Raw genomic sequence first — 20,397 nt, forward strand, 5'->3', positions numbered from 1 at the left:
GACAACGTACGACGCATCCGCCGTCGGCCGTGGCTTAGATTGGACTGTCACACTCATTCCACGTGCCGGTGCCGCGAAAGGTTGTCTCAAGCCCCCGCTTCCACCTACACCGATACGCCCCGTCCAGCCCCGGCCAGGCAAGGTGCCCTCACCACACGGCAGGGCTGCAAGGTTCCGCTGATCGACGAGGACTTGAGCAGGCGGACAACCCATACACCGGGAGTCCTCCGTAACCGTTGGCGAACGTCACATGAACGGCGCCGTCTGCGACCCGGTCGCGATGGTGCCCCAAGCCCTGTCTGCCAGGCCGGAGCCGACCGGCTCTCAAGGGCAAGCAAAAGGCCCAGGTCATGATCGGCGATCAAGCCGGTGACCCGGGCCTTTCTATGGAGCCGCCTGACGGAATCGAACCGTCGACCTACGCATTACGAGTGCGTCGCTCTAGCCGACTGAGCTAAGGCGGCAACGATCGTCAAGTGTACGGCACCGCCCGGCGGAAGCCGAACGGGATCCCCCCACCACCGAACCGGACATCGAGGCAGGTCCGGTACGTTCCGGGGAGGGCGCTCGCGTTCGGGGACGACTACTCTGCGGCGGGTGAGCGACGACCAGGTTCCAGGACCGCAGTCGATGCCCGAGGCGCACCCCGGCGAGCGGGCCACCCGCCGGCCGCGCAGCCTCGATCCGCTGGAGCTGGGGTTCACCCCACGAAAGCCGGTCCCCTGGCTCGCGCCGCTGCTGCTCATCCAGACCGGTCTGCGTACGTTGCTGGCGATGCTGTTCGGGGCGTACCTGGACAAGCGGGAGTTGCAGAACGCCTTCGACGACGACACGTTCCGGCAGGTCGGGCCGGACGGCGGGCTGTGGCTGGACTACGTGGCCGATCTGGGTGACGGCTTCGACGCCACGTACTCGGTGGCGTACCTGCTCGCCCGGCCGGAGCTGGAGGTGGACGGGCACCGGCTGCCCCGGGGGCAGACGCTGGTGATGGGGGGCGACGAGGTCTACCCGTCGGCGTCCTACGACGCGTACGAGGACCGGTGCAAGGGGCCTTACCAGGCCGCGCTGCCGGTGTCCCCGCCGGAGCGCCCGACCCTGTTCGCGGTCCCCGGCAACCACGACTGGTACGACGGCCTGACCGCCTTCCTGCGCCTGTTCGTCCGCTCCCGGGACCGGCACTTCGCCGGCTGGGGCACCGGCCAGTCCCGCTCGTACTTCGCGGTGGAGCTGCCCGCGGACTGGTGGCTGCTCGGCCTCGACGACCAGTCCGGGTCGTATCTGGACGACCCGCAGTTGACCTACTTCGACGAGGTGGCCGGGAAGCTCACCCCGCGCTCCCGGGTGATCCTGGCGGTGCCGGCGCCCACCTGGGTCAAGGCCGTCGACCACCCCACCGCGTACGACTCGATCGACTACTTCATCCGGACCATCATCGCCCCCACCGGGGCCCAGGTGCGGCTGCTGATCTCCGGCGACCTGCACCACTACGCCCGCTACGCCGGCCCGGAACGGCAGTTGATCACCTGTGGGGGCGGCGGCGCCTACCTCTATCCCACGCACGAGCTGCCGGAGCGGCTGGAGGTGCCGCCACGGGACACGCTCGCCCGTCGCGCCAGCCGCACCCGGGAGTACGAACTGGCGGCCCGCTACCCGGACAAGGCGCGCTCGCGCCGCTACGGCTGGGGAATCTTCGCCCGGCTGCCCTTCCGCAACCCCGGCTTCACGACCCTGCTGGGCACCCTGCACACGCTGCTGATGCTGGCCATGGCCGGGGTGTCGGCGAACCACCTGGGCACCACCGAGCAGCGGCTGTTCAGCGTCCCGTTGGTGATCATGCTGGTGGTGACCATGCTAGGCGCGGCGTTCTTCGCCAAGCCGCCCAGCGCCGACGGGAAACGGCACGTCCGGCACTGGATTCTCGGCATCTCGCACGGCCTGACCCAGGTGGCACTGGCCGCCGCCGGCACCTGGCTCTGGCTGCAACTGCCCTTCTACGACTGGCCCTGGCCGCTGCCGGTGGCCGCCGCGGCGGTGCTGTACGGCCCGGTGAGCGGCCTGGTCGCCAGCCAGCTCGTCGCGCTCTACCTGCTGGTGGCGGGATCATTCGGGGTGAACCTCAACGAGCTCTTCGCCGCCCAGGCCATCGAGGACTCGAAGGCGTTCCTCCGCTTCCGCATCGACCCTGACGGCACGTTGACCATCTACCCGATCGCCGTGGACCGGGCCTGCCACGAATGGCAGCTGAACCCCGACCAGTCCCCCACCGCCTCCTGGCTGACCCCCAGGTCCCCGCTAACCCCCCGCCTGGCGGAACCCCCGATCGTCCTGCGCTGACCAGCGGGCTGTTGATCAAGGAGTTTGCGTCGCTGGGGCGCGGATTCCCGACGCAAACTTCTTGATCAACACGGGTGGGTGAGTGGGTGGGTGGGTGGATGGGCGGGTGGATGGGTGGGTGGGTGGGTGGGTGGGTGGGTCCGGGGAGGGGGGTTGGGGCTGGCGGGGGGCGCAGACGGAGGCGCGGCTGCACGAGCAGCGGGAGCCGTCGGCGTCCAGGCGGAACGTGAGACAAATGCTGTCCCGCCCGGCTGCTCGGTTATCTGGGGCGGGATCACCGCCGTGAGCGACGAGGCACGTCGATTATCGCGCGGCACCTTCCGGACCTGACTGGTCGCGGCTTTCGTAGGCGCGGCGGGAGCCGCAGACGTCGGCGCGGGAGCACATGGAGCGCGAGCCGTCGGCGTCCAGGCGGACGGTCACCGCGTCTCTCGGGACGCTGTGGCCGACCACGCGGCCCTCCCCTTCCGGCGTGGTGACGCGGGTGCCGATCGCCGGGGCGGACTCCTGGAACCTGGCGTACAGAGGATGCTCGTACTTCAGGCAGCACATCAGCCGGCCACAGGCCCCGGAGATGCGCAGTGGGTTGAGCGGCAGGTCCTGGTCCTTCGCCATCCGGATGGTCACCGGTTCGAAGTCGTTGAGGAAGGTGGCGCAGCACAGGTCCCGGCCGCAGGAGCCGATGCCGCCCTGCACCCGCGCCGAGTCGCGGGCGGAGAGCTGCCGCAGCTCGACCCGGCAGTGCAGCGTCGCCCCGAGGTCGCGGACCAGGGAGCGGAAGTCGACCCGGTGCGGCGCGGTGAAGTAGATGGTGGTGCGGTCACTGCCGGTCTCCGGCGTGGCGAGGACATGGTCGACGGCCACCACCTTCATCGGCAGCCCGTGCTCGCGGATCAGCCGCTTGGCGGCGACCTTGGCGTCCGCCTTGCGCCGGCGCAGCAGGTCGTCGCGGCGCAGGTCCTCCTCCTCGGCCAGCCCGGCCAGCCTGGGGAAACCGGCGGTGTCCTCGCTGACCCACTGCGCGGCCCAGACGCACTCGGCCACCTCGGGACCCTCGTCGGTGGGCACCAGCACCTTGTCGCCCACCTGCGGGCGCAGCTCGCCCGGGTCGAGGTAGTAGAGGCGCCCGTACCGGTTGAAACTGACCGCACAGAGCATGCCCATGCCCTTCACCCTACGACCTCGGGCGGGCCCCGGCCCGGCCGGCCGTCGTCGCCCGGTCACTCGGCGCAGCGATCCACAGCTGTCGACTCGACCGAACCGAGCCCGGCCCGGTCGTGCCGTTGATCCTCGCCCGGAAGGTTGAAACCTGAGCGAGCCGCAGGACAAACGGCGGCGGACCGCGTTGAGTGAAGACAGACCTGCGGGGGGTGCAGGGGAAGGCCACGGCGTCGCCGCCGGAGCCCGGCCACGGCCGGTTCGGCGCGGCGCCGTGGCCCGTTTCGTGCCCGGCCACCACGTACGGGTCTGCCCGGGTCAGTGCCCGATCCGGGTGGTCCCGCCGATCGGGGCGCCGCTGGCCGGGCGGTCCCGCCAGGTCGTCTCCGCCAGGCTCGGCGCCCACTGCCGCAGCAGCGTCTCCGCCCCGTCGTACGCCACCCCGAGCACCCCCAGCGTTCGCATCGCGATCTCGGCCGCCGCGAGCGCCCCGGCCGGCCCGCCGTCGGTCCCGGGCCTGGTGGCGGCGTAGACGGTGACCGCCTCGGCGGAGCGCAGCACGTCGGCCAGCGTTCGGGCCAGGGTCAGCCGGCTGCCCTCCACCCAGTGGGCCAGCGCGTCGGCGTAGCCGGCCGTCGACTCCAGCCGCCCGACCAGGCTCTCCGGCCCCTCGTCGAGGTGCCGGAGCAGCGCGCCGCGGGCCTCGTCGTACGCGGCAGCGGCCGACCCGGACCAGGCGACCGGGTCGGCGAGCATCGCGCAGGTGTCGTCGTACCCTCCGATGAGCCGGCGCACCGCGTGGCCGGCGCCGGCCAGCGGCGCCGGGTGCAGCTCGAGGAACTCGCGCACCGCCGCCCCGGGAAGCACCTGCATGCGGCGCAGCAGCGGCCAGAGCCGGTGCCCCTCGGGCGCGCCGGCGGCGAGCAGCGTGTCGACCCGGGCGAGCAGGTCGAGACCCGGTTCGGCGAGGCGGTCCAGGGCGTCCATCAGGTCTCCCGGCGGAGCCGCTGCCCGGCGGACTCGTCGGTCGCCGCGTACCGGCCGGCGGCGCTGCGCAGGGCGGTCGCGGCGGCGGCCAGCCGGGCCGCGGCGGCGCCGGCCTCGCGGGCCCGGTCGCCGGTGGCGGTGGTCCACTGCCGGTGCAGCGCCCGGCCGACCTCCCCCGGCCGGCCGGTGGCGTGGGCGCCGAAGGCGGGGTGGGCCGGGTCGGTGGCGGTCACCGTGCGGGACAGCGTGGCGAGGGCGAGGCTGGCCTCGTCGAGCCGGTCGGCCAGGGTGCGCAGCGTCTCCATGTCAGGCCCCCGCCAGCGGCCGGTACGCCGCGAAGGTCTCGTTGTGCAGCTTCTCCCGGGCCCACCGGGCGGCGTCGGCGGCGGCGGTGACCGCGGCCTGCACCGAACCGGCCACGTCCCGCGGGCTGCGCTGGTGCAGCGGACCGAGGAAGCGCACGTCGGTGATCCGGCCACCGGCCGTCACCACCACCTCGACCAGCCCGTCCGGTGAGCGGACGGTGACCTCGACCGTCGCCACCGCCTGGTCGAACTCGGCCTGCAGGGTCTCGATGCGCCGGTAGCGCCGCACCGCCTCCTCGATCCAGGCCTCGTCGATCTCCCCGTGCGGCATCGGCGGACTCCTCCCGCTGACCATCACTGAGCGTGCCGCCGCCGTCACCACGGCACACCGGACCGTACCGCACTCAACAACACCTGTCGATGACCTGTGGACAGCGTGGGAACGCGGTGGTCGGCATCGCCCGGTGGGCGGATCAACCCCGCCAGAGGGCGAGCATCATCGCCTCCACCGCGATCCGCGGCTTGACGTTCGCCTCGATCGCCGCCCGGCACTCCAGCACGGCCTCCAGCCGGCGCAGCGCCCCTTCGGCGTCCCACTTCTGCGCGCCGGCCTCGGCCAGCGCCGCGGTGTCGGTGTGCACCGCGGCGACCGGCGCCCGCAACGCCATGGTCAGCGCGTCCCGGTAGAAACCGGCGAGATCGACGAGCGCCCGGTCGAGCGCGTCCCGCTGGGCCCGGGTGGCCCGCGACTTCTGCCGCTTCTCCAGGTCCTTGAGCTGGCCGGCGGCACCGCGCATGGCACCCGCCGCGCCCCGGCCCGTGCCGCCCGCGCCGAGCGCGGTCTGCAACGCGGTCCGCTCCGCCTCGTCGATCTCGGCGACCGACGCGGCGGCCTCCGCCTCGGCCGCCTCGATCAGCGCGGACGCGGCGTCGAACGCGGCACCCACCCCGGTCAGCCGGCGCGGCACGGCGAGCACCGCATCCCGGCGCTGCCGGGCCTCCGGATCCCGGGCCAGCCGCCGGGCCCGGCCCACGTGCCCCTGCGCGGCCGCCGCGGCCCAGCCGGCCACGTCGGGCGCGACGCCGTCCCGGCGGACCAGCACCTCGGCCACCGCGCCGGCTGGCGGCTGCCGCAGCGGTACGACCCGGCAGCGCGACCGGATGGTCACCGAAACGTCCTCCGGGTGGGTGGATGGCGCGCAGAGCAGGAAGACGGTACGCGGCGGCGGCTCCTCGATCGCCTTGAGCAGCGCGTTGCCGGCCGCCTCGGTGAGCCGGTCGGCGTCCTCGATGATGACGATCTGCCACCGCCCGCCCGACGGCGTGCTGGCCGCCCGGAGCACCAGGGCGCGCATCTCGTTGACGCCGATGGAGAGCCCTTCGGGCACCACCAGCCGGACGTCGGCGTGGGTGCCGGTCATCGTGGTGTGGCAGCCGGGGCAGGTGCCGCAGCCGGTGCCGTGCACGCACTGCAACGCGGCGGCGAAGGCCCGGGCGGCGACCGAACGGCCGGAACCGGGCGGCCCGGTGAAGATCCAGGCGTGGGTCATCCCGGCCCCGGGGTCGCCGCCGGCGACGTCGGGCTCGGCACCCGACAGAGCGGGCTCGTCGAACTCCTCGGCGAGCGCGTCGAGGTCGTCGTACGGGTCGTCCGGGCGTGCGGGTGCGGCGGCGGCACGCAGCAGGGCGGCCGCCGAGGTGGCGGCGCGGCGCAGCGTAGCCACCGCCTCGTCCTGCCCGACCAGGTCGGCGAAGACGTCCGCCATCAGGTGGGATGCTCCGTGGTCACCAGCTCCGAGTCGGATAACTCCGGCTGGACCGAGGTGTCCGGGCCCTGGGCCGGGCGGGGGTGCACGATGCCGGCCGGGTCGACGAGGAGTTCGTCCACCCGCCGGCCGACCGCCTTGGCGATCTCCTCGGCCGGGCGGGCGGCGTCGAGCACGAGGTAGCGCTTGGGGTCGGCGGCGGCCAGGTCGAGGAAGGCGTACCGGACCCGCTCGTGGAACGCGATCGACTCGGCCTCCAGCCGGTCGGTGCCCTGGTTGCGGGACTCGACGCGGGACAGCCCGGTGTGCGGGTCCACGTCGAGGAGCACCACCAGGTCGGGCTTGAGCCCGCCGGTGGCCCACGACGAGAGCCAGGAGACCTCCTGCACCGGCAGCGTACGGCCGGCCCCCTGGTAGGCCAGGGACGAGTCGACGTACCGGTCGCTGATCACCACCGCGCCCCGGACCAGCGCCGGCCGGACCACGGTGGCGACGTGGTGCGCCCGGTCGGCGGCGTAGAGCAGGGCCTCGGCGCGTGGCGAGGGGGCGTCCCCGCCGGCCGTCTCCAGCACCAGCGAACGGACCCGCTCGCCGACCGCCGTGGCACCCGGTTCCCGGGTCACCACCACGTCCCGCCCCTGCTCCCGCAGCCGCTCGGCGAGCGCGGTGAGCTGGGTGGACTTGCCGGCTCCCTCGCCGCCCTCGAAGACCACGAAGAGGCCGCTGGAGACGAAGTGCTCGGCCGGCATCAGCGGGCGCCCGCGGATCGAGCCCCAGAGGTCGGCCAGGACCGGCACGCCCTTCTTGTCGTCCATCTGGCCGAACGCGCTGATCCCGGCGAAGATGCCGGCCGCACCGGCGGCGAGCAGCAGCAGGCGGGTCGAGGAGACCGAGATGCCGAGGTCGGCGATGGTCAGCTTGCGGGAGCCGCCGACGCCGACCAGGAGGCTGCTCAGCGCGATGGCCAGGATCAGCACCAGCCGGGTGCCGATCTGCACCACCGCGAAGACCCGGCCGCGTACCTCGTCGGCGACCTCCCCGCCGAGCAGGGTGGTGCCGGCCAGGAAGGCCATGCCGGCGCCGGCGCCGACCAGGATCGCGCCGACCATCGCCATGGAGAGGTGGATGGCGAACGCCAGCACCAGCACCGAGGCGCTGGCCAGCACGATGCTCATGCCGAACCAGCGGCGGCGGGACATGTCCCGGACGATCAGCGGGCCGGCCCCGATGCCGATCGCCAACCCGATGAAGATCGCACCGAAGAGCAGGTAGAACGCGGCGTCGCCGGCCCCCAGCGAGGCGGCGAAGAACTTGGCCGTGCCGATGACGATGCCGCCGCCGGCGAACGCCCCGAAGATGCCGAGCACCAGCCCGCGGACCAGCGGCGTCTGCCGGATGAAGGTCCAGCCCTCGGTGAACTGGCGCATCATGCTCTGCTCGGTGCGCTCACGCTCGCCGGTCTGGGCCTGGCTGATCTCCTTGATCCCGAAGGCCACCACGAGCGCGGTGGCGAGCCGGGAGAACGCGTTGAACCAGAGCGCCAGCTGGGCCGGCTCGGCCCAGTTGGGGATCACCCCGCCGGTCAGCCCGCGCACGCTGCGGTCCAGCACGGAGAGGCTGATCGCGGCGAGCACCGGGGTGAGGCCGTACGTGGTGATGAGGGTGAGCTGGTTGGCCGTCTCCAGCCGGGCGCGCGGGATCAGGTTGGGGACCGCGGCCTCCTTGGCCGGGATCCAGAGCAGGGTGATCGTCTCGATCAGGAAGGTGGCGATCGCCGCCCAGCTGACCACGACGCCGCCGCTGGCGCCGGTGAGCGCGAGCAGCGGGATGGAGGCGAAGAGCAGGAATCGCAGGAGGTCGCAGATGACCATCGTCCAGCGCCGGTCGAACCGGTCGGCGAAGACGCCGGCCACCGGGCCGAGGATCAGCGCGGGCAGCAGCCGGACCGCGATCAGGCTGCCGAAGGCGGCACCCTTGGCGGTGCTGCCGGAGACCTGGGCGGCGGCGAAGACGGAGGTGGCGAGCAGGCCGAGCCAGTCGCCGAAGGAGGCCGCGCCGAGCACGATCCAGAGCCGGCGGAACGGTCGGATGCGCAGCACCGCGCGGATGGCGGCGGCTCCGGACCGGTCGGTCTGGGCCCCGGACGACGACACGCCGGACGACTCGCCGTTCTTCTGGCTTTCGATGGTCGTACCTCCACGTGCCGGCCCAGCACTGGGCCTCTCCGGTGGAACACTCTAGTCCCGGCGAGAAGCGTCCCCCTCCGCGACATTCGCCTGCTCGCTGAGCCTAGGCCGACGGCGCCACCGCCCGCAGCCCGGACAGACGCGAGGGTATTTCGCATTGACGCCCAGACAGTTAGCGTGCAAACGTGGCCACCGACAGTGACAAACTTCGCGATCGCCTCGAACGGGCGACCGCACACCTCGACCCGCCGTACGCCGTGGTCGATCTCTCCGCCTTCGACGCCAACACGGCCGCGCTGGTCGACCGGGCCGCCGGCAAGCCGGTCCGGGTCGCCAGCAAGTCCGTCCGGGTACGCGAACTGCTGACCCGGGTGCTCGGCCGCCCCGGCTGGCAGGGGGTGATGGCGTTCACCCTCCCCGAGGCGGTCTGGCTGGCCCGCTCCAATGTCAGCGACGACGTGCTGGTCGCGTACCCGACCGCCGACCGGAACGCGCTCGCCGAGCTGACCGCCGACCCGGCGCTCGCCGGCAGGGTGACGCTGATGGTCGACGACACCGCCCAGCTCGACCTGGTCGACGAGGTGTGCCCGCCCGGCCGGCGGCCGCCGCTGCGGCTCTGCCTCGACCTGGACGCCTCCTGGCGGCCGATGGGCGGCCGGGTGCACGTGGGCGTCCGCCGCTCCCCGGTGCACAGCGCCCGGGCGGCCGGCGCGTTCGCCGCCGCCGTCTCCGCCCGGCCGGGCTTCCGGCTGGTCGGCCTGATGTCGTACGAGGCGCAGATCGCCGGGCTCGGCGACGCCCCGCCCGGCCAGGCCGTGCTCGGCACCGCGATCCGGGTCGCCCAGCGCGGGTCGTACCGGGAACTGCTGGCCCGGCGCGCGGCGGCGGTCGCCGCGGTACGCGAGCACGCCGACCTGGAGTTCGTCAACGGCGGCGGCACCGGCAGCGTGGCCGCCACCAGCGCCGATCCCGCGGTCACCGAGGTCACCGCGGGGTCGGGCCTGTACGGGCCGACGCTCTTCGACGCTTACCGTGCCTGGCGCCCCGCCCCCGCGGCGTTCTTCGCCTGCGCGGTGGTGCGCCGGCCGGCACCCGGGCTGGCCACCGTGCTGGGTGGCGGCTGGATCGCCTCCGGCCCGGCGGCCGACAGCCGGCTCCCCCGGCCGTGGCTACCGGCGGGCCTGAAGCTGCTCGGGGCCGAGGGCGCGGGCGAGGTGCAGACCCCGCTCGCCGGCGCGGCGGCGACCGCCCTGCGGGTCGGCGACCGGGTCTGGTTCCGGCACGCCAAGGCCGGCGAGCTGTGCGAGCGCGTCAACGAGGTGCACCTGGTCGACGGGGACGCGGTGGTCGCGACCGTGCCGACCTACCGCGGCGAGGGCCACGCGTTCCTCTGACATGGTGACGGCGGGGCCCCGGCGCACCTCGGGAACCCGCCGCTCGTCGTCCTGCCCGGTCGCCCCCGGGCGTCGCACCTTGCCCGTCGCCGCCCGCACCAGGCTGGCGACGCCACCGCTCAGCCCGGCCGGGCGGCCTCAATCCGGTCGTCGACCTGCCGGTGCAGGTACTCCCGGATCAGCGCCTTCGCCTCCACCAGCACCCGGCCGTCGCCCTCCGGCTTGCGCCGGAACGCCAGCTTGATCAGGGCGTCCGCCGCCTCCACGGCGATCTCCAGATGGAACCTGAGGTCGGGTACGCCGGCCAGCCCGAAACGCTCGGTGAGCACCCGGGCCAACTGGTCGGCGATCACGCCGTTGTTGTCCCGCTGCTCATCGAGCAGGTGCAGGTCGACCACGTCGCCGAAGTGCAGGGTACGGAATCCCGGGACGGTGCGGTGCATCGAGATGTACTCGTCGATCGCCGCGTCGACGCCGTCCCACCAGTGGGTCAGGTCGTCGGAGGCGAACCGCTCGTCGAGCCGCTGGAGGTAGGACTCCATCGTGCGCAGGGTCAACGCCTGCACGATCGCCCGCTTGTCCGGAAAGAACTGGTAGACCGACCCGATCGCCACCTCGGCGCGCTCGGCGAGCAGAGTCGTGGTCAGCCCCTCGTACCCCACCTCGTCGACGAGCTCGGCGCAGGCGTCCAGCATTCGCTGGACCCGCGCGACACTTCGACCCTGCACCGGTACCCGACGCAGCGGCCCGGTCGTGGCGGCTGGTGTGGACACTCGGCGCCACCCCCCTTCGACGGATGAACATATCTGCACGTCACGGGACCGTGACTACCGGTACAACGAGCGGACACCGATTGCGGTATTTACCAGGCACAACGTTCCTGATATGAAGGCAGTTCATATTCATGTCGAGGAGCGTGCATGTCCGGTACGCCAGCAGTCTGGTCCAACTGGGCCGGTAATCAGCGCAGCACCGCCGCGCTCGTGGTCCGGCCCCGGACCATTGAGGAGGTCGCCGCGGCGGTCCGCGCCGCCACCGACGCCGGTCAGACGACCCGGGCGGCGGGCAGCGGGCACTCGTTCACCGGCGCGGCCCTCACCGACGGGCACCGGATCGACCTGACCGATCTGGACACCGACGTCCAGGTCGACACCGCCCGCCGACTGGTCACCGTACCGGCCGGGATGACCCTGCACGCCCTCAACGAACTGCTCGCCACGCACGGACTGGCCCTACCCAACCTGGGCGACATCGACGCGCAGACGGTGGCCGGCGCGCTCTCCACCGGCACCCACGGAACCGGCGGGAAGCTCGGCTGCCTGTCCACCTTCGTGGTGGGGCTGACCCTGGTGACCGGCACCGGCGAGGTGCTGCGCTGCTCCGCCGACGAGCACCGGGACGTGTTCGCGGCCGCCCGGGTCGGGCTCGGCGCGGTCGGGGTGCTGGTCGAGCTGACCCTGCGCTGCGTCGACGCCTTCGTGCTCCGCGCGCACGAGCGCCCGGCCGCCCTCGCCGAGGTGCTCGGCGACCTGCCCGGGCTGGTCGAGCAGCACGACCACGTCGAGTTCTACTGGTTCCCGTACACCGCGCGGGTCCAGGTCAAGACCAACGACCGGGTACCCGACGACGACCGGCCGCTGCCCGGCTGGCGCGGCTGGCTGGACGACGACTTCCTGGCCAACACGGTCTTCGCGGGGGCCTGCCGGCTCGGCCGCGCCGTGCCCGCGCTCGTCCCGGGGATCAGCGCCGTCTCCGCCCGGGCGCTCACCGAACGCACCTACACCGGCCGCTCCGACCGGGTGTTCTGCACCCCGCGCCGGGTCCGCTTCGTGGAGATGGAGTACGGCCTCCCCCGCGCCGCCCTGCCCACCGCCCTCGACGAGCTGCGCCGGATCGTCGACGGCCTGCCGTTCAAGGTGCAGTTCCCGGTCGAGGTGCGGTTCACCGCCGCCGACGACATCTGGCTCTCCCACGGGTACGGCCGGGACTCCGCGTACATCGCCATCCACCAGTACGTCGGCGCCCCCTACGAGCCGTACTTCCGGGCCTTCGAGGAGGTGGCGGCGGACCTGGGCGGCCGGCCGCACTGGGGCAAGCTGCACTACCGGGACGCGGCCTCGCTCGCGCCCGCGTACCCGAAGTTCGGCGACTTCCTGGCGGTCCGCGACCGCCTCGACCCGCACCGGGCCTTCGCCAACCCCTACCTCGACCGGGTGCTCGGCGCCTGACCCCGCTACTCCTTTGAGGTGTTGGCCTTGCTCGGGGCCGCCTTCTTGGCGGGGGCCTTTTTCGCCGTTGTGGCCTTCGCGGTCGTCGTCTTCCTGGCGGTCGTGGACTTGGCGGCGGCCGTCTTCTTGGCCGGGGCGGCCTTCTTCGCCGCCTTCTTCTTCGGCGCCGGCCCCTTCGCCCGCTTCTCGGCGAGCATCTCGGAGGCCTCCTCCAGGGTCAGCGCCTCCGAGGTCTGCCCGCGCCGCAGCGACGCGTTCGTCTCGCCGTCGGTGACGTACGGGCCGAACCGCCCATCCTTGATCACCAGCGGCTTCTCGGTGAGCGGATCGGCGCCCATCTCCCGCAGCGGCGGCGCGGCGGCACGGCGCTGGCGGGTCTTCGGGGCGGCCAGCAGCGCGAGCGCCTCGTCCAGCGTGACGCTGAACATCTTGTCTTCCGAGTCCAGCGAGCGGAACTCGTCACCGCGCTTGACGTACGGCCCGTAGCGGCCGTTGTTGGCGAAGACCTCGTTGCCGTCGGGGCCGGTGCCGATCAGCCGAGGCAGGCTGAGCAGCTGGAGCGCCTGGTCGAAGGTGAGGGTGTCCGGCGACTGCGACCGCAGCAGGGAGGACTTGCGCTCGCCACTGGCCACGTACGGGCCGAACCGGCCGGACTTGAGCACGATCGGCTCGCCGGTCGCCGGGTCGTCGCCGAGCTTGCGCTCGCCCCCGCCGCCGAGGAACAGCTCGTGCACCTTCTCCGGGGTCAGCTCGTCGGGTGCGAGGCCCTCGGGGACCGGCGCCCGGTCGCCCTGGCCGCCGCCCTCCTCGCCCTCACCGGCGGGCGCGGGCTGCTCGCCCGGCAGCGCCCGTTGCAGGTACGGCCCGTACCGGCCGACCCGGACCACGACCTCGCGCCCCTCCTCATCGGTGAAGAGCGGGATCGAGTTGACGCTGCGCGCGTCGATGTCGCTGAGGTTCTCGGTGACCAGCTTCTTCAGGCCGCCGGCATGGGCGATCGCCTGGTCGCCGGTGCCGTTGGCGCTGCCGAAGTAGAACGAGGTGAGGAAGTCGACCGCGGCGTGGTCCCCGCCGGCGATCTCGTCCAGCTCGTTCTCCATGCTGGCGGTGAAGTCGTAGTCGATCAGGCGCGGGTAGTGCCGCTCCATCAGCCCGATCACCGCGAACGCCAGGAACGACGGGATCATCGCCTGGCCGCGCTTGGACACGTAACCGCGGTCCTGGATGGTCTGCATGATCGACGCGTACGTCGACGGGCGGCCGATGCCCAACTCTTCGAGGGCCTTGACCAGCGACGCCTCGGTGTAGCGGGCGGGCGGCTGGGTGTGGTGGCCCTGCGCGGCCAGTTCCTCGGCGGTCAGCGGCTGGTCCTTGACCAGGGTGGGCAGCCGCCGCTCGGCGTCCTCCGCCTCGGCGTTCTCGTCGTCGCTCGACTCGACGTACGCGCGCAGGAAGCCCGGGTCGGTGATGGTCTTGCCGGTGGCGCCGAAGTCGGCCTCCTCCTGGGCGGAGGAGAGCGCCCGGATGCGCACCGAGACGCTGGAGCCGACCGCGTCGGTCATCTGCGAGGCGATGGTGCGCCGCCAGATCAGCTCGTAGAGCTTGAACTCCTCGGCGGACAGCTCCTTGGCCACCTCACCCGGGGTGCGGAAGTTGTCCCCCGCCGGGCGGATCGCCTCGTGCGCCTCCTGCGCGTTCTTCACCTTGCCGGTGTAGCGGCGCGGCTCCGGCGGCACGCTGCGCTCGCCGTACAGCTCGACGATCTGCCGGCGGGCCGCCGCGATGGCGGTCTCCGACAGGTTCACCGAGTCGGTACGCATGTAGGTGATGTATCCGTTCTCGTACAGCCGCTGCGCGGTGCGCATCGTCTGCTGGGACGAGAACCGCAGCTTGCGGGCCGCCTCCTGCTGCAGGGTGGAGGTGATGAACGGCGCGTACGGGCGGCGCCGGTAGGGCTTCTCCTCGACCCGGGTGACGGTGAACGGCCGCCCCTCCAGGCGGGCGGCGAGCCCGCGGGCCCCGCTCTCGTCCAGGTGGACCACGCCCGCGCCGGCCTTCACCCGACCGGTGGTCGGCTCGAAGTCCTTGCCGGTGGCGATCCGGTCGCCGTTCAGCGCGATCAGGGTGGCGTTGAAGCTGCGCGGCCCCTCGCCGGGCTTCGCCACCCCCAGGGTGGCCAGGATGTCCCAGTACTCGGCGGTGCGGAAGGCCATCCGCTGCCGCTCCCGCTCGACCACGATCCGGGTCGCCACGGACTGCACCCGGCCCGCCGAGAGCTTCGGCATGACCTTCTTCCACAGCACCGGGGAGACCTCGTAGCCGTACAGCCGGTCGAGGATACGCCGGGCCTCCTGCGCGTCGACCAGGTCCCGGTCGATCTCGCGCGGGTTGGCCACCGCCGCCTGGATGGCCGGCTTGGTGATCTCGTGGAAGACCATCCGCCTGACCGGCACCTTCGGCTTGAGCGTCTCCACCAGGTGCCAGGCGATCGCCTCGCCCTCGCGGTCCTCGTCCGTCGCCAGGAAGATCTCGTCGACCTCCTTGGCCAGCTTGGTCAGCTTGCTGATCTGCTGCTTACGGTCCGCGGAGACCACGTAGAGGGCGTGGAAGCCGTTGTCGACGTCCACCCCGAGCCGCGCCCACGACTCGCCCTTGTACCTGGCCGGCACGTCGGCCGCATTGCGGGGCAGATCCCGGACGTGGCCGAAGCTGGCCTCCACGACGTACCCCGGGCCGAGGTAGCCCGAGATCGTCTTGGCCTTCGCCGGTGACTCGACGATGACCAGACGGGTGGTTCCAGCGTTGCTCGGCACGTCTCTCTCCGACCTCACTCCTACGCCAATGCCCGCTTCGGGCCGTGTTGCACCAGCCGGGCCACCAGCGGTCCGGATGTCCAACGTAACGCGCCGCCCGCGTTCCGGGTTTCGTGGGCGGCAAACGATCAGTTTCGGCGACCACCGGCCGGCTCGCGGGGCGACACCCGCCGGACGGCGCCACCGTACACCGTGGGTAGGGCAGCCAGCGGGTCACTGTGACGATCACACACCCACGGCCCAGCGCCCCCGGTCCGTTTTCCTCCGGAAACCACCGCCCGGGGTGTCCGAGATCGGACAGCCGCTGGGATTGCGCCCCGCCCAGGTCAGCCGGCGGTGCCCGGCCAGTCGGCGGCGGGGGCGGCGGGCGGGCGGTCGCCCACCAGCTCCGCCAGCCGGGCCAGCCGCCGCCGGCCGCCGATGCGGTACGCCGGCCCGCCCTCGGCCGGCTCCACGAACGCCCCCGGCAGCCCCACCGTGGCCAACGCCACCCGTACCGGCGGCCAGCAGTCCTCATCGCCGGCCCCGAGCCGGAGCAGGAAGCCGGCCGGGTCGGCCGCCCCGGCGGCGGCGGCCCAGAGCCGCAGCCGCCGCCCGTTCAGGTGGAAGCCGGCAGGGGGGCGCTTCGCCGCGCCGCGCAGCCAGGCCCGGGCCAGCGGGGCCAGCGTGGTCGCGTACGCGGTGCGGACCAGGTGCCGCCCGTCCTCGGTCGGCTCCCAGCTCGCCGGGACTCCCCGGGCGGCCAGCTCGGCCACCAGCACGTGCACCCGCCAGGCGGCGTCCACCACCACCGAGATCCGGGCCGTGCCGCCCATCCGCACCACCTCCCCGGGCCCGGCCAGCAGGCCGGCCAGGTCCGCCAACGACGGGTCGGCCGCCTCGGTGGAGAACAGCGAGGGCTGGCGGGCCGGATGCTGGGGAGGGGGCGTCAGCGACACTCCGGGACCTCGTCGAAGGCCTCTTTGAGCTCGGGTGAATTGAGCCGGCTGGTGTCCAGCGCGCTCGCGTCGTACTCCTTGTTGAGGGTGTCCACCGCGGCCCGCACCCCGTCGTAGAAGGGGCCGGCCTGGGCGGTGTCCAGCCCGTCGATGGTGTCCCGGGCCCGGCCGTACGCGTCCCGCACCTTGCTCAGCGAGGCGCGGAACCCGGCGGAGATCTCGGCGCCGCGGTCGGTCTCCGGCACGCCCGCCTCCTCGATCCTGCGCCGGGCGGTCTCGCTGGCCTGCTCGGCGCCGGCGAAGAGCCGGACCAGGTTCTCCTTGGCCTGCGCCGGGGTGGTCTGCGCGGTCATCTGCTGCTGGGTGCTGCTGGTCAGCTTGTTGATCTCGGCGCGCCAGGGGGTGAGCGCCTGGCAGACCGACGCGGCCCAGGCCCGGGGGCTGGGGCCGCCGCAGCCGGCGACGACGAGCACGAGCGTGGTCAGGACCACCGTGAGCTTTCCGGCGGTTGCCGCCCCGCGCGTACGCATGCGAAGCAGCGTACGGCCTCCCGGTCGACTTGCCACCGGTCAGGTTTCGTGCATGGGACCGCTGGAGGGCACGGTTCCCGGCCGGCGCGGCGCCGGCCGGGAACCGTGATCTCGCCGGTCAGGCGTTGACCGGTTCGGCCTGCTCCTCGGGGCTGCCCGCGCCGGTGTCGTCGCCGCTGCCGGAGTCGGCCATCGCGACGCCCTTGCGCTTGCTGAACACCACGGCCGCCACGATGACCAGTGCGGCCACCACGGCGATCGCGATCCGCAGGGTCGGGTTCTTGTCGTTGCCCACGCTCCAGGCCACCACGGCCGGCGCGATCAGCAGCGAGACCAGGTTCATCACCTTGATCAGCGGGTTGATCGCCGGGCCGGCGGTGTCCTTGAACGGGTCGCCGACGGTGTCGCCGATGACGGTCGCGGCGTGCGAGTCGGAGCCCTTGCCGCCGAACGCGCCGTCCTCGACCAGCTTCTTGGCGTTGTCCCAGGCGCCGCCGGAGTTGGCCAGGAAGACCGCCATCAGGGTGCCCGCCCCGATCGCGCCGGCCAGGTACGACGCCAGCGCGCCGGGGCCGAGGCCGAAGCCGACCGCGATCGGCGCCATGATCGCCAGCAGGCCGGGGGTCATCAGCTCGCGCTGCGCGTCCCGGGTGCAGATGTCGACGACCTTGCCGTACTCGGGGCGCTGGGTGCGGTCCATGATCCCGGGCAGCTCGCGGAACTGCCGGCGTACCTCCATCACCACGGCGCCGGCCGAGCGGGAGACCGCGTTGATGGCCAGGCCGGAGAAGAGGAAGACCACCGCCGCGCCGACGATCAGGCCGACCAGGTTGCGCGGGTTGGCCACGTTGAGCGCGTTGAGGATCTCGCCGCCGACGTCGCCCACGCCCGCGTCCTGGTACGAGGAGCGCAGCGTGTCGGTGTAGGAGCCGAACAGCGCGGTCGCGGCCAGCACCGCGGTCGCGATCGCGATGCCCTTGGTGATCGCCTTGGTGGTGTTGCCGACGGCGTCCAGCTCGGTCAGCGTCCGCGCGCCGTGCTCGTCGATGTCGCCGGACATCTCCGCGACGCCCTGGGCGTTGTCGGAGATCGGGCCGAAGGTGTCCATCGCGACGATGACGCCGACGGTGGTCAGCAGGCCGGTGCCGGCCAGCGCGACCGCGAACAGCGAGAGGGTGATGGAGCTGCCGCCCAGCAGGAACGCGCCGAAGACGCCGGCGCCGATCAGCAGCGCCGAGTAGACCGCCGACTCCAGGCCGACGCTGATGCCGGCGAGGATGACGGTGGCCGGGCCGGTCTGCGAACTCTTGCCGATGTCCTGCACCGGGCGCCGGTTGGTCTCGGTGAAGTATCCGGTCAGCGCCTGGATCGCGGCGGCCAGCACGATGCCGATCAGCACCGCGCCGATCGCCACCACCCGTGGGTTGCCGGTCGCGTCGGTGAGCCCGCTGTCGAACTCGCCGAAGGTCGCCGGCAGGTACTGGATCGCGGCGAGCGACACCAGCACCGCGGAGATCAGCGCCGAGATGTAGAAGGCCCGGTTGATGGCCGACAGGCCGTTGCGGTCGGAGGCGCGCAGCCGGGTGATGAAGACGCCGATGATCGCGATGACCGCACCGATGCCGGAGACGATCAGCGGGAAGACCAGGCCGTCCTCGCCGAACGCGGCGCGGCCCAGGATCAGCGCGGCGACCAGGGTGACCGCGTACGACTCGAAGAGGTCGGCGGCCATGCCGGCGCAGTCGCCGACGTTGTCACCCACGTTGTCGGCGATGGTGGCGGCGTTGCGCGGGTCGTCCTCGGGGATGCCCTGCTCGACCTTGCCGACCAGGTCGGCTCCGACGTCGGCGGCCTTGGTGAAGATGCCGCCGCCGACCCGCATGAACATGGCGAGCAGCGCGGCGCCGAAGCCGAAGCCCTCCAGCACGGTCGGGGCGTCGCCCTTGAAGATCAGGACGACCAGCGCCGCACCGAACAGGCCGAGGCCCACGGTGAGGAAGCCGACCACGCCACCGGTCCGGAAGGCGATCTTCATGGCGCCCTCGCGCCCGCCTTCGCGCTCCCGGGCCGCCGCGGCGACCCGCAGGTTGGCGCGGGTGGCCAGCCACATGCCGGCGCCGCCGATGAACGCGCTGAACAGCGCGCCCACGACGAAGAACGCCGACCGGCCGATCTTCACCAGGGTCTGGTTGCCGTCGGTGTCGTGCACCGGCAGCAGGAACAGCAGCACGACGGCGATCACCACGAAGATCGCCAGGGTACGGAACTGCCGCAGCAGGTACGCGGACGCGCCCTCCTGCACCGCCCCGGAGATCTCCTGCATGTTGGTGGTGCCCGTACCGGCTGCCAGCACCGCCCTGGTCAAGGCGGCGGCGAAGACGAGCGCCACCAGCGCGATGACCGCGGCGATGACGACGTACGTCATGTTGGCTCCGGTAAGGGACAGCGCGCCGCCGTCGGCGGCCAAGGTCCCGGACATCTATGTCCTCCTGTACCGAACACTCGCGCCAGCCGTGGAGACGCACGGGCCGGCGCCTGGATGCGAACTCGCAAGCGCGCGCCAACCCACCCCGGCGGACCAGCGATGAACACCCGTTCCCGCTGGCTGCGGGTCAGGCCACTTGCTGATAACCCGCGTACTGTAGCCCTCTGACGTGTTGAGGGTCACACCGAGGGCCCACCGTGCCTCGATGATCTTCGTCGCTGTGCTATGCGAAGATATCTGATATATAGAGCGACCGACACGACCAGGCCGCGCTCCCCGAAGGAAAGCGCGGCCTGTGTTGACGCCTGTCAGGTCAGCGGCGGACGGGCCACACCATCCGAACCTCGGTACCGACGCCCTCCTCGACCGGGCGCACCTGAAGGTCCTCGACGAAGCCCGCGAGCAGGGCGAAGCCGACACCGGTGGTCAGCGCGTCCTCGCTGAGCGACTCCTTGGCCAACTCGTCCGGGGGCAGCGCGGCGAGCCCGATGCCCGCCTCGATCGGGGCCCGGTCCACCACCCGCACCGTGTACGCCCCCGTGTCGGACATCTCCACGCACACCGGGTCGGTCAGCCCGTACTGCCGGTGCAGCGCCACCGCCCGGGTGCACGCCTCACCGATCGCCAGCCGCACCTCGTCGAGCAGGTCCTCGCGAACCCCGGCCCGACGGGCCACCGCCACGCCGACCAGGCGCGCGGTACGCACGTGCACCGGCGCCGGAGAGAAGGAAAGCTTGACGGTCGCCATCAGGCGCCGGCACCGGTCGGGTCGGCGCTGATCGCCGCGTCGACCGTGGGGTGCAGCGGGAAGACCTGGTCCAGCGCGGTGATCCGGAAAATCTTGAGCAACGGCTCCTTGTCGCAGACCAGGGCGAAGGAACCGCCGGCCGAGCGGAGCCGCTTCAGGGCACCGACCAGCACACCGAGACCGGTCGAGTCGAGGAAGTCCACCCGGCCCAGGTCGACCACAACGCGGCGGGCACCGCCGTCGATCAGTTCGAGGAGCCGTTCCCGCAGACGCGGCGCGGTGTAGACGTCCACCTCACCGCCGACCTCGAGCACCGTGTGCTCCCCCACGGTGCGGGTCGCCAGCGACAGCTCCATCGGTCCCTCCTCGGTAAGCTCTCCTGGGCATCTAACCATCCCCACGCGCGACCCCTGCGGGTCACCGGCCGAGGCTTCCCCATACCCACACCCCCGGGTTCCCAATTCCGAACACCAGTGCGAGAGTGCAGGACGTGACCTCCGACAGCTTCAGCTCGGCGCGTCAGCA

General features: G+C 72.6%; 16 protein-coding genes and 1 tRNA gene. 3 read left to right on the forward strand and 14 right to left on the reverse strand.

Features of this window, described 5'->3' with window-relative positions; genetic code table 11:
• Positions 1–387: 387 nt before the first annotated feature.
• Positions 388–464: transfer RNA gene (locus ACL02O_RS28390), tRNA-Thr, on the reverse strand.
• A gap of 166 nt (positions 465–630) precedes the next feature.
• Here ACL02O_RS28390 and ACL02O_RS28395 point away from each other — a divergent pair.
• Positions 631–2,334: a metallophosphoesterase family protein gene (locus ACL02O_RS28395; protein ID WP_412821251.1), complete on the forward strand. Its 1,704-nt coding sequence runs from the start codon at positions 631–633 to the stop codon at positions 2,332–2,334.
• Positions 2,335–2,637: 303 nt separating this feature from the next.
• Here the strand turns inward: ACL02O_RS28395 and ACL02O_RS28400 are convergent, their stop codons facing one another.
• The 6 genes from ACL02O_RS28400 to tmk form a co-directional block, all read right to left on the reverse strand.
• On the reverse strand, positions 2,638–3,498 hold the full coding sequence (locus ACL02O_RS28400) for a PSP1 domain-containing protein (RefSeq protein ID WP_412821239.1): 861 nt from the start codon (positions 3,496–3,498) through the stop codon (positions 2,638–2,640).
• Between the two features lie 312 nt (positions 3,499–3,810).
• Positions 3,811–4,479, reverse strand: a complete 669-nt coding sequence (locus tag ACL02O_RS28405) for a hypothetical protein (RefSeq protein ID WP_412821240.1) — start codon at positions 4,477–4,479, stop codon at positions 3,811–3,813.
• Complete coding sequence (locus ACL02O_RS28410) at positions 4,479–4,784, reverse strand: hypothetical protein (protein WP_412821241.1); 306 nt, start codon at positions 4,782–4,784, stop codon at positions 4,479–4,481. Before ACL02O_RS28410 ends, ACL02O_RS28405 begins: the two co-directional genes overlap by 1 nt.
• Before the next feature lies 1 nt (position 4,785).
• Positions 4,786–5,115 (reverse strand): YbaB/EbfC family nucleoid-associated protein, encoded by a 330-nt coding sequence (locus ACL02O_RS28415; RefSeq protein ID WP_412821242.1) that lies wholly within the window; start codon positions 5,113–5,115, stop codon positions 4,786–4,788.
• Positions 5,116–5,257: 142 nt separating this feature from the next.
• Complete coding sequence (locus tag ACL02O_RS28420; protein WP_412821243.1) at positions 5,258–6,550, reverse strand: DNA polymerase III subunit delta'; 1,293 nt, start codon at positions 6,548–6,550, stop codon at positions 5,258–5,260.
• Complete coding sequence (gene tmk, locus ACL02O_RS28425; RefSeq protein ID WP_412821252.1) at positions 6,550–8,649, reverse strand: dTMP kinase; 2,100 nt, start codon at positions 8,647–8,649, stop codon at positions 6,550–6,552. The genes ACL02O_RS28420 and tmk overlap by 1 nt, the downstream gene beginning before the upstream one ends.
• A 272-nt stretch (positions 8,650–8,921) precedes the next feature.
• Between tmk and ACL02O_RS28430 the strand changes: the two genes are divergently transcribed.
• Complete coding sequence (locus tag ACL02O_RS28430) at positions 8,922–10,130, forward strand: amino acid deaminase/aldolase (RefSeq protein WP_412821244.1); 1,209 nt, start codon at positions 8,922–8,924, stop codon at positions 10,128–10,130.
• A 119-nt stretch (positions 10,131–10,249) separates the two neighbouring features.
• Here the strand turns inward: ACL02O_RS28430 and ACL02O_RS28435 are convergent, their stop codons facing one another.
• Positions 10,250–10,825, reverse strand: a complete 576-nt coding sequence (locus ACL02O_RS28435) for a TetR family transcriptional regulator (RefSeq protein WP_412821253.1) — start codon at positions 10,823–10,825, stop codon at positions 10,250–10,252.
• Between the two features lie 225 nt (positions 10,826–11,050).
• Between ACL02O_RS28435 and ACL02O_RS28440 the strand changes: the two genes are divergently transcribed.
• Positions 11,051–12,358 (forward strand): D-arabinono-1,4-lactone oxidase, encoded by a 1,308-nt coding sequence (locus tag ACL02O_RS28440; RefSeq protein WP_412821245.1) that lies wholly within the window; start codon positions 11,051–11,053, stop codon positions 12,356–12,358.
• Between the two features lie 5 nt (positions 12,359–12,363).
• On the opposite strand, the gene topA is transcribed toward ACL02O_RS28440, so the two are convergent.
• The 6 genes from topA to ACL02O_RS28470 form a co-directional block, all read right to left on the reverse strand.
• On the reverse strand, positions 12,364–15,171 hold the full coding sequence (gene topA, locus ACL02O_RS28445) for a type I DNA topoisomerase (RefSeq protein ID WP_412821246.1): 2,808 nt from the start codon (positions 15,169–15,171) through the stop codon (positions 12,364–12,366).
• A 326-nt stretch (positions 15,172–15,497) separates the two neighbouring features.
• Positions 15,498–16,109, reverse strand: coding sequence for a hypothetical protein (locus ACL02O_RS28450; RefSeq protein ID WP_412821247.1), 612 nt, complete (start codon positions 16,107–16,109; stop codon positions 15,498–15,500).
• The gene (locus tag ACL02O_RS28455) at positions 16,100–16,639 is read right to left on the reverse strand and encodes a hypothetical protein (RefSeq protein ID WP_412821248.1); all 540 of its coding nucleotides are present in this window, start codon (positions 16,637–16,639) and stop codon (positions 16,100–16,102) included. The genes ACL02O_RS28450 and ACL02O_RS28455 overlap by 10 nt, the downstream gene beginning before the upstream one ends.
• A 118-nt stretch (positions 16,640–16,757) precedes the next feature.
• A complete protein-coding gene (locus ACL02O_RS28460) occupies positions 16,758–19,118 on the reverse strand; it encodes a sodium-translocating pyrophosphatase (protein ID WP_412821249.1) in 2,361 nt (786 codons plus the stop codon).
• Positions 19,119–19,437: 319 nt separating this feature from the next.
• Positions 19,438–19,872, reverse strand: coding sequence for an ATP-binding protein (locus ACL02O_RS28465; RefSeq protein ID WP_412821250.1), 435 nt, complete (start codon positions 19,870–19,872; stop codon positions 19,438–19,440).
• Positions 19,872–20,228, reverse strand: coding sequence for an STAS domain-containing protein (locus tag ACL02O_RS28470; protein ID WP_089011584.1), 357 nt, complete (start codon positions 20,226–20,228; stop codon positions 19,872–19,874). The genes ACL02O_RS28465 and ACL02O_RS28470 overlap by 1 nt, the downstream gene beginning before the upstream one ends.
• Positions 20,229–20,397: the final 169 nt, after the last annotated feature.

Source organism: Micromonospora mangrovicola (assembly GCF_047200535.1).
Classification (GTDB): domain Bacteria; phylum Actinomycetota; class Actinomycetes; order Mycobacteriales; family Micromonosporaceae; genus Micromonospora.

What these genes read in the sequence shown, in the direction of transcription:
- ACL02O_RS28395 (WP_412821251.1), top strand. Translation starts at nt 631, where the DNA reads ATGCCCGAGGCGCACCCCGGCGAGCGGGCCACCCGCCGGCCGCGCAGC.
- ACL02O_RS28400 (WP_412821239.1), bottom strand. Translation starts at nt 3,498, where the DNA reads ATGGGCATGCTCTGTGCGGTCAGTTTCAACCGGTACGGGCGCCTCTAC.
- ACL02O_RS28405 (WP_412821240.1), bottom strand. Translation starts at nt 4,479, where the DNA reads ATGGACGCCCTGGACCGCCTCGCCGAACCGGGTCTCGACCTGCTCGCC.
- ACL02O_RS28410 (WP_412821241.1), bottom strand. Translation starts at nt 4,784, where the DNA reads ATGGAGACGCTGCGCACCCTGGCCGACCGGCTCGACGAGGCCAGCCTC.
- ACL02O_RS28415 (WP_412821242.1), bottom strand. Translation starts at nt 5,115, where the DNA reads ATGCCGCACGGGGAGATCGACGAGGCCTGGATCGAGGAGGCGGTGCGG.
- ACL02O_RS28420 (WP_412821243.1), bottom strand. Translation starts at nt 6,550, where the DNA reads ATGGCGGACGTCTTCGCCGACCTGGTCGGGCAGGACGAGGCGGTGGCT.
- ACL02O_RS28435 (WP_412821253.1), bottom strand. Translation starts at nt 10,825, where the DNA reads ATGCTGGACGCCTGCGCCGAGCTCGTCGACGAGGTGGGGTACGAGGGG.
- ACL02O_RS28440 (WP_412821245.1), top strand. Translation starts at nt 11,051, where the DNA reads ATGTCCGGTACGCCAGCAGTCTGGTCCAACTGGGCCGGTAATCAGCGC.
- ACL02O_RS28455 (WP_412821248.1), bottom strand. Translation starts at nt 16,639, where the DNA reads ATGCGTACGCGCGGGGCGGCAACCGCCGGAAAGCTCACGGTGGTCCTG.
- ACL02O_RS28460 (WP_412821249.1), bottom strand. Translation starts at nt 19,118, where the DNA reads ATGTCCGGGACCTTGGCCGCCGACGGCGGCGCGCTGTCCCTTACCGGA.
- ACL02O_RS28465 (WP_412821250.1), bottom strand. Translation starts at nt 19,872, where the DNA reads ATGGCGACCGTCAAGCTTTCCTTCTCTCCGGCGCCGGTGCACGTGCGT.
- ACL02O_RS28470 (WP_089011584.1), bottom strand. Translation starts at nt 20,228, where the DNA reads ATGGAGCTGTCGCTGGCGACCCGCACCGTGGGGGAGCACACGGTGCTC.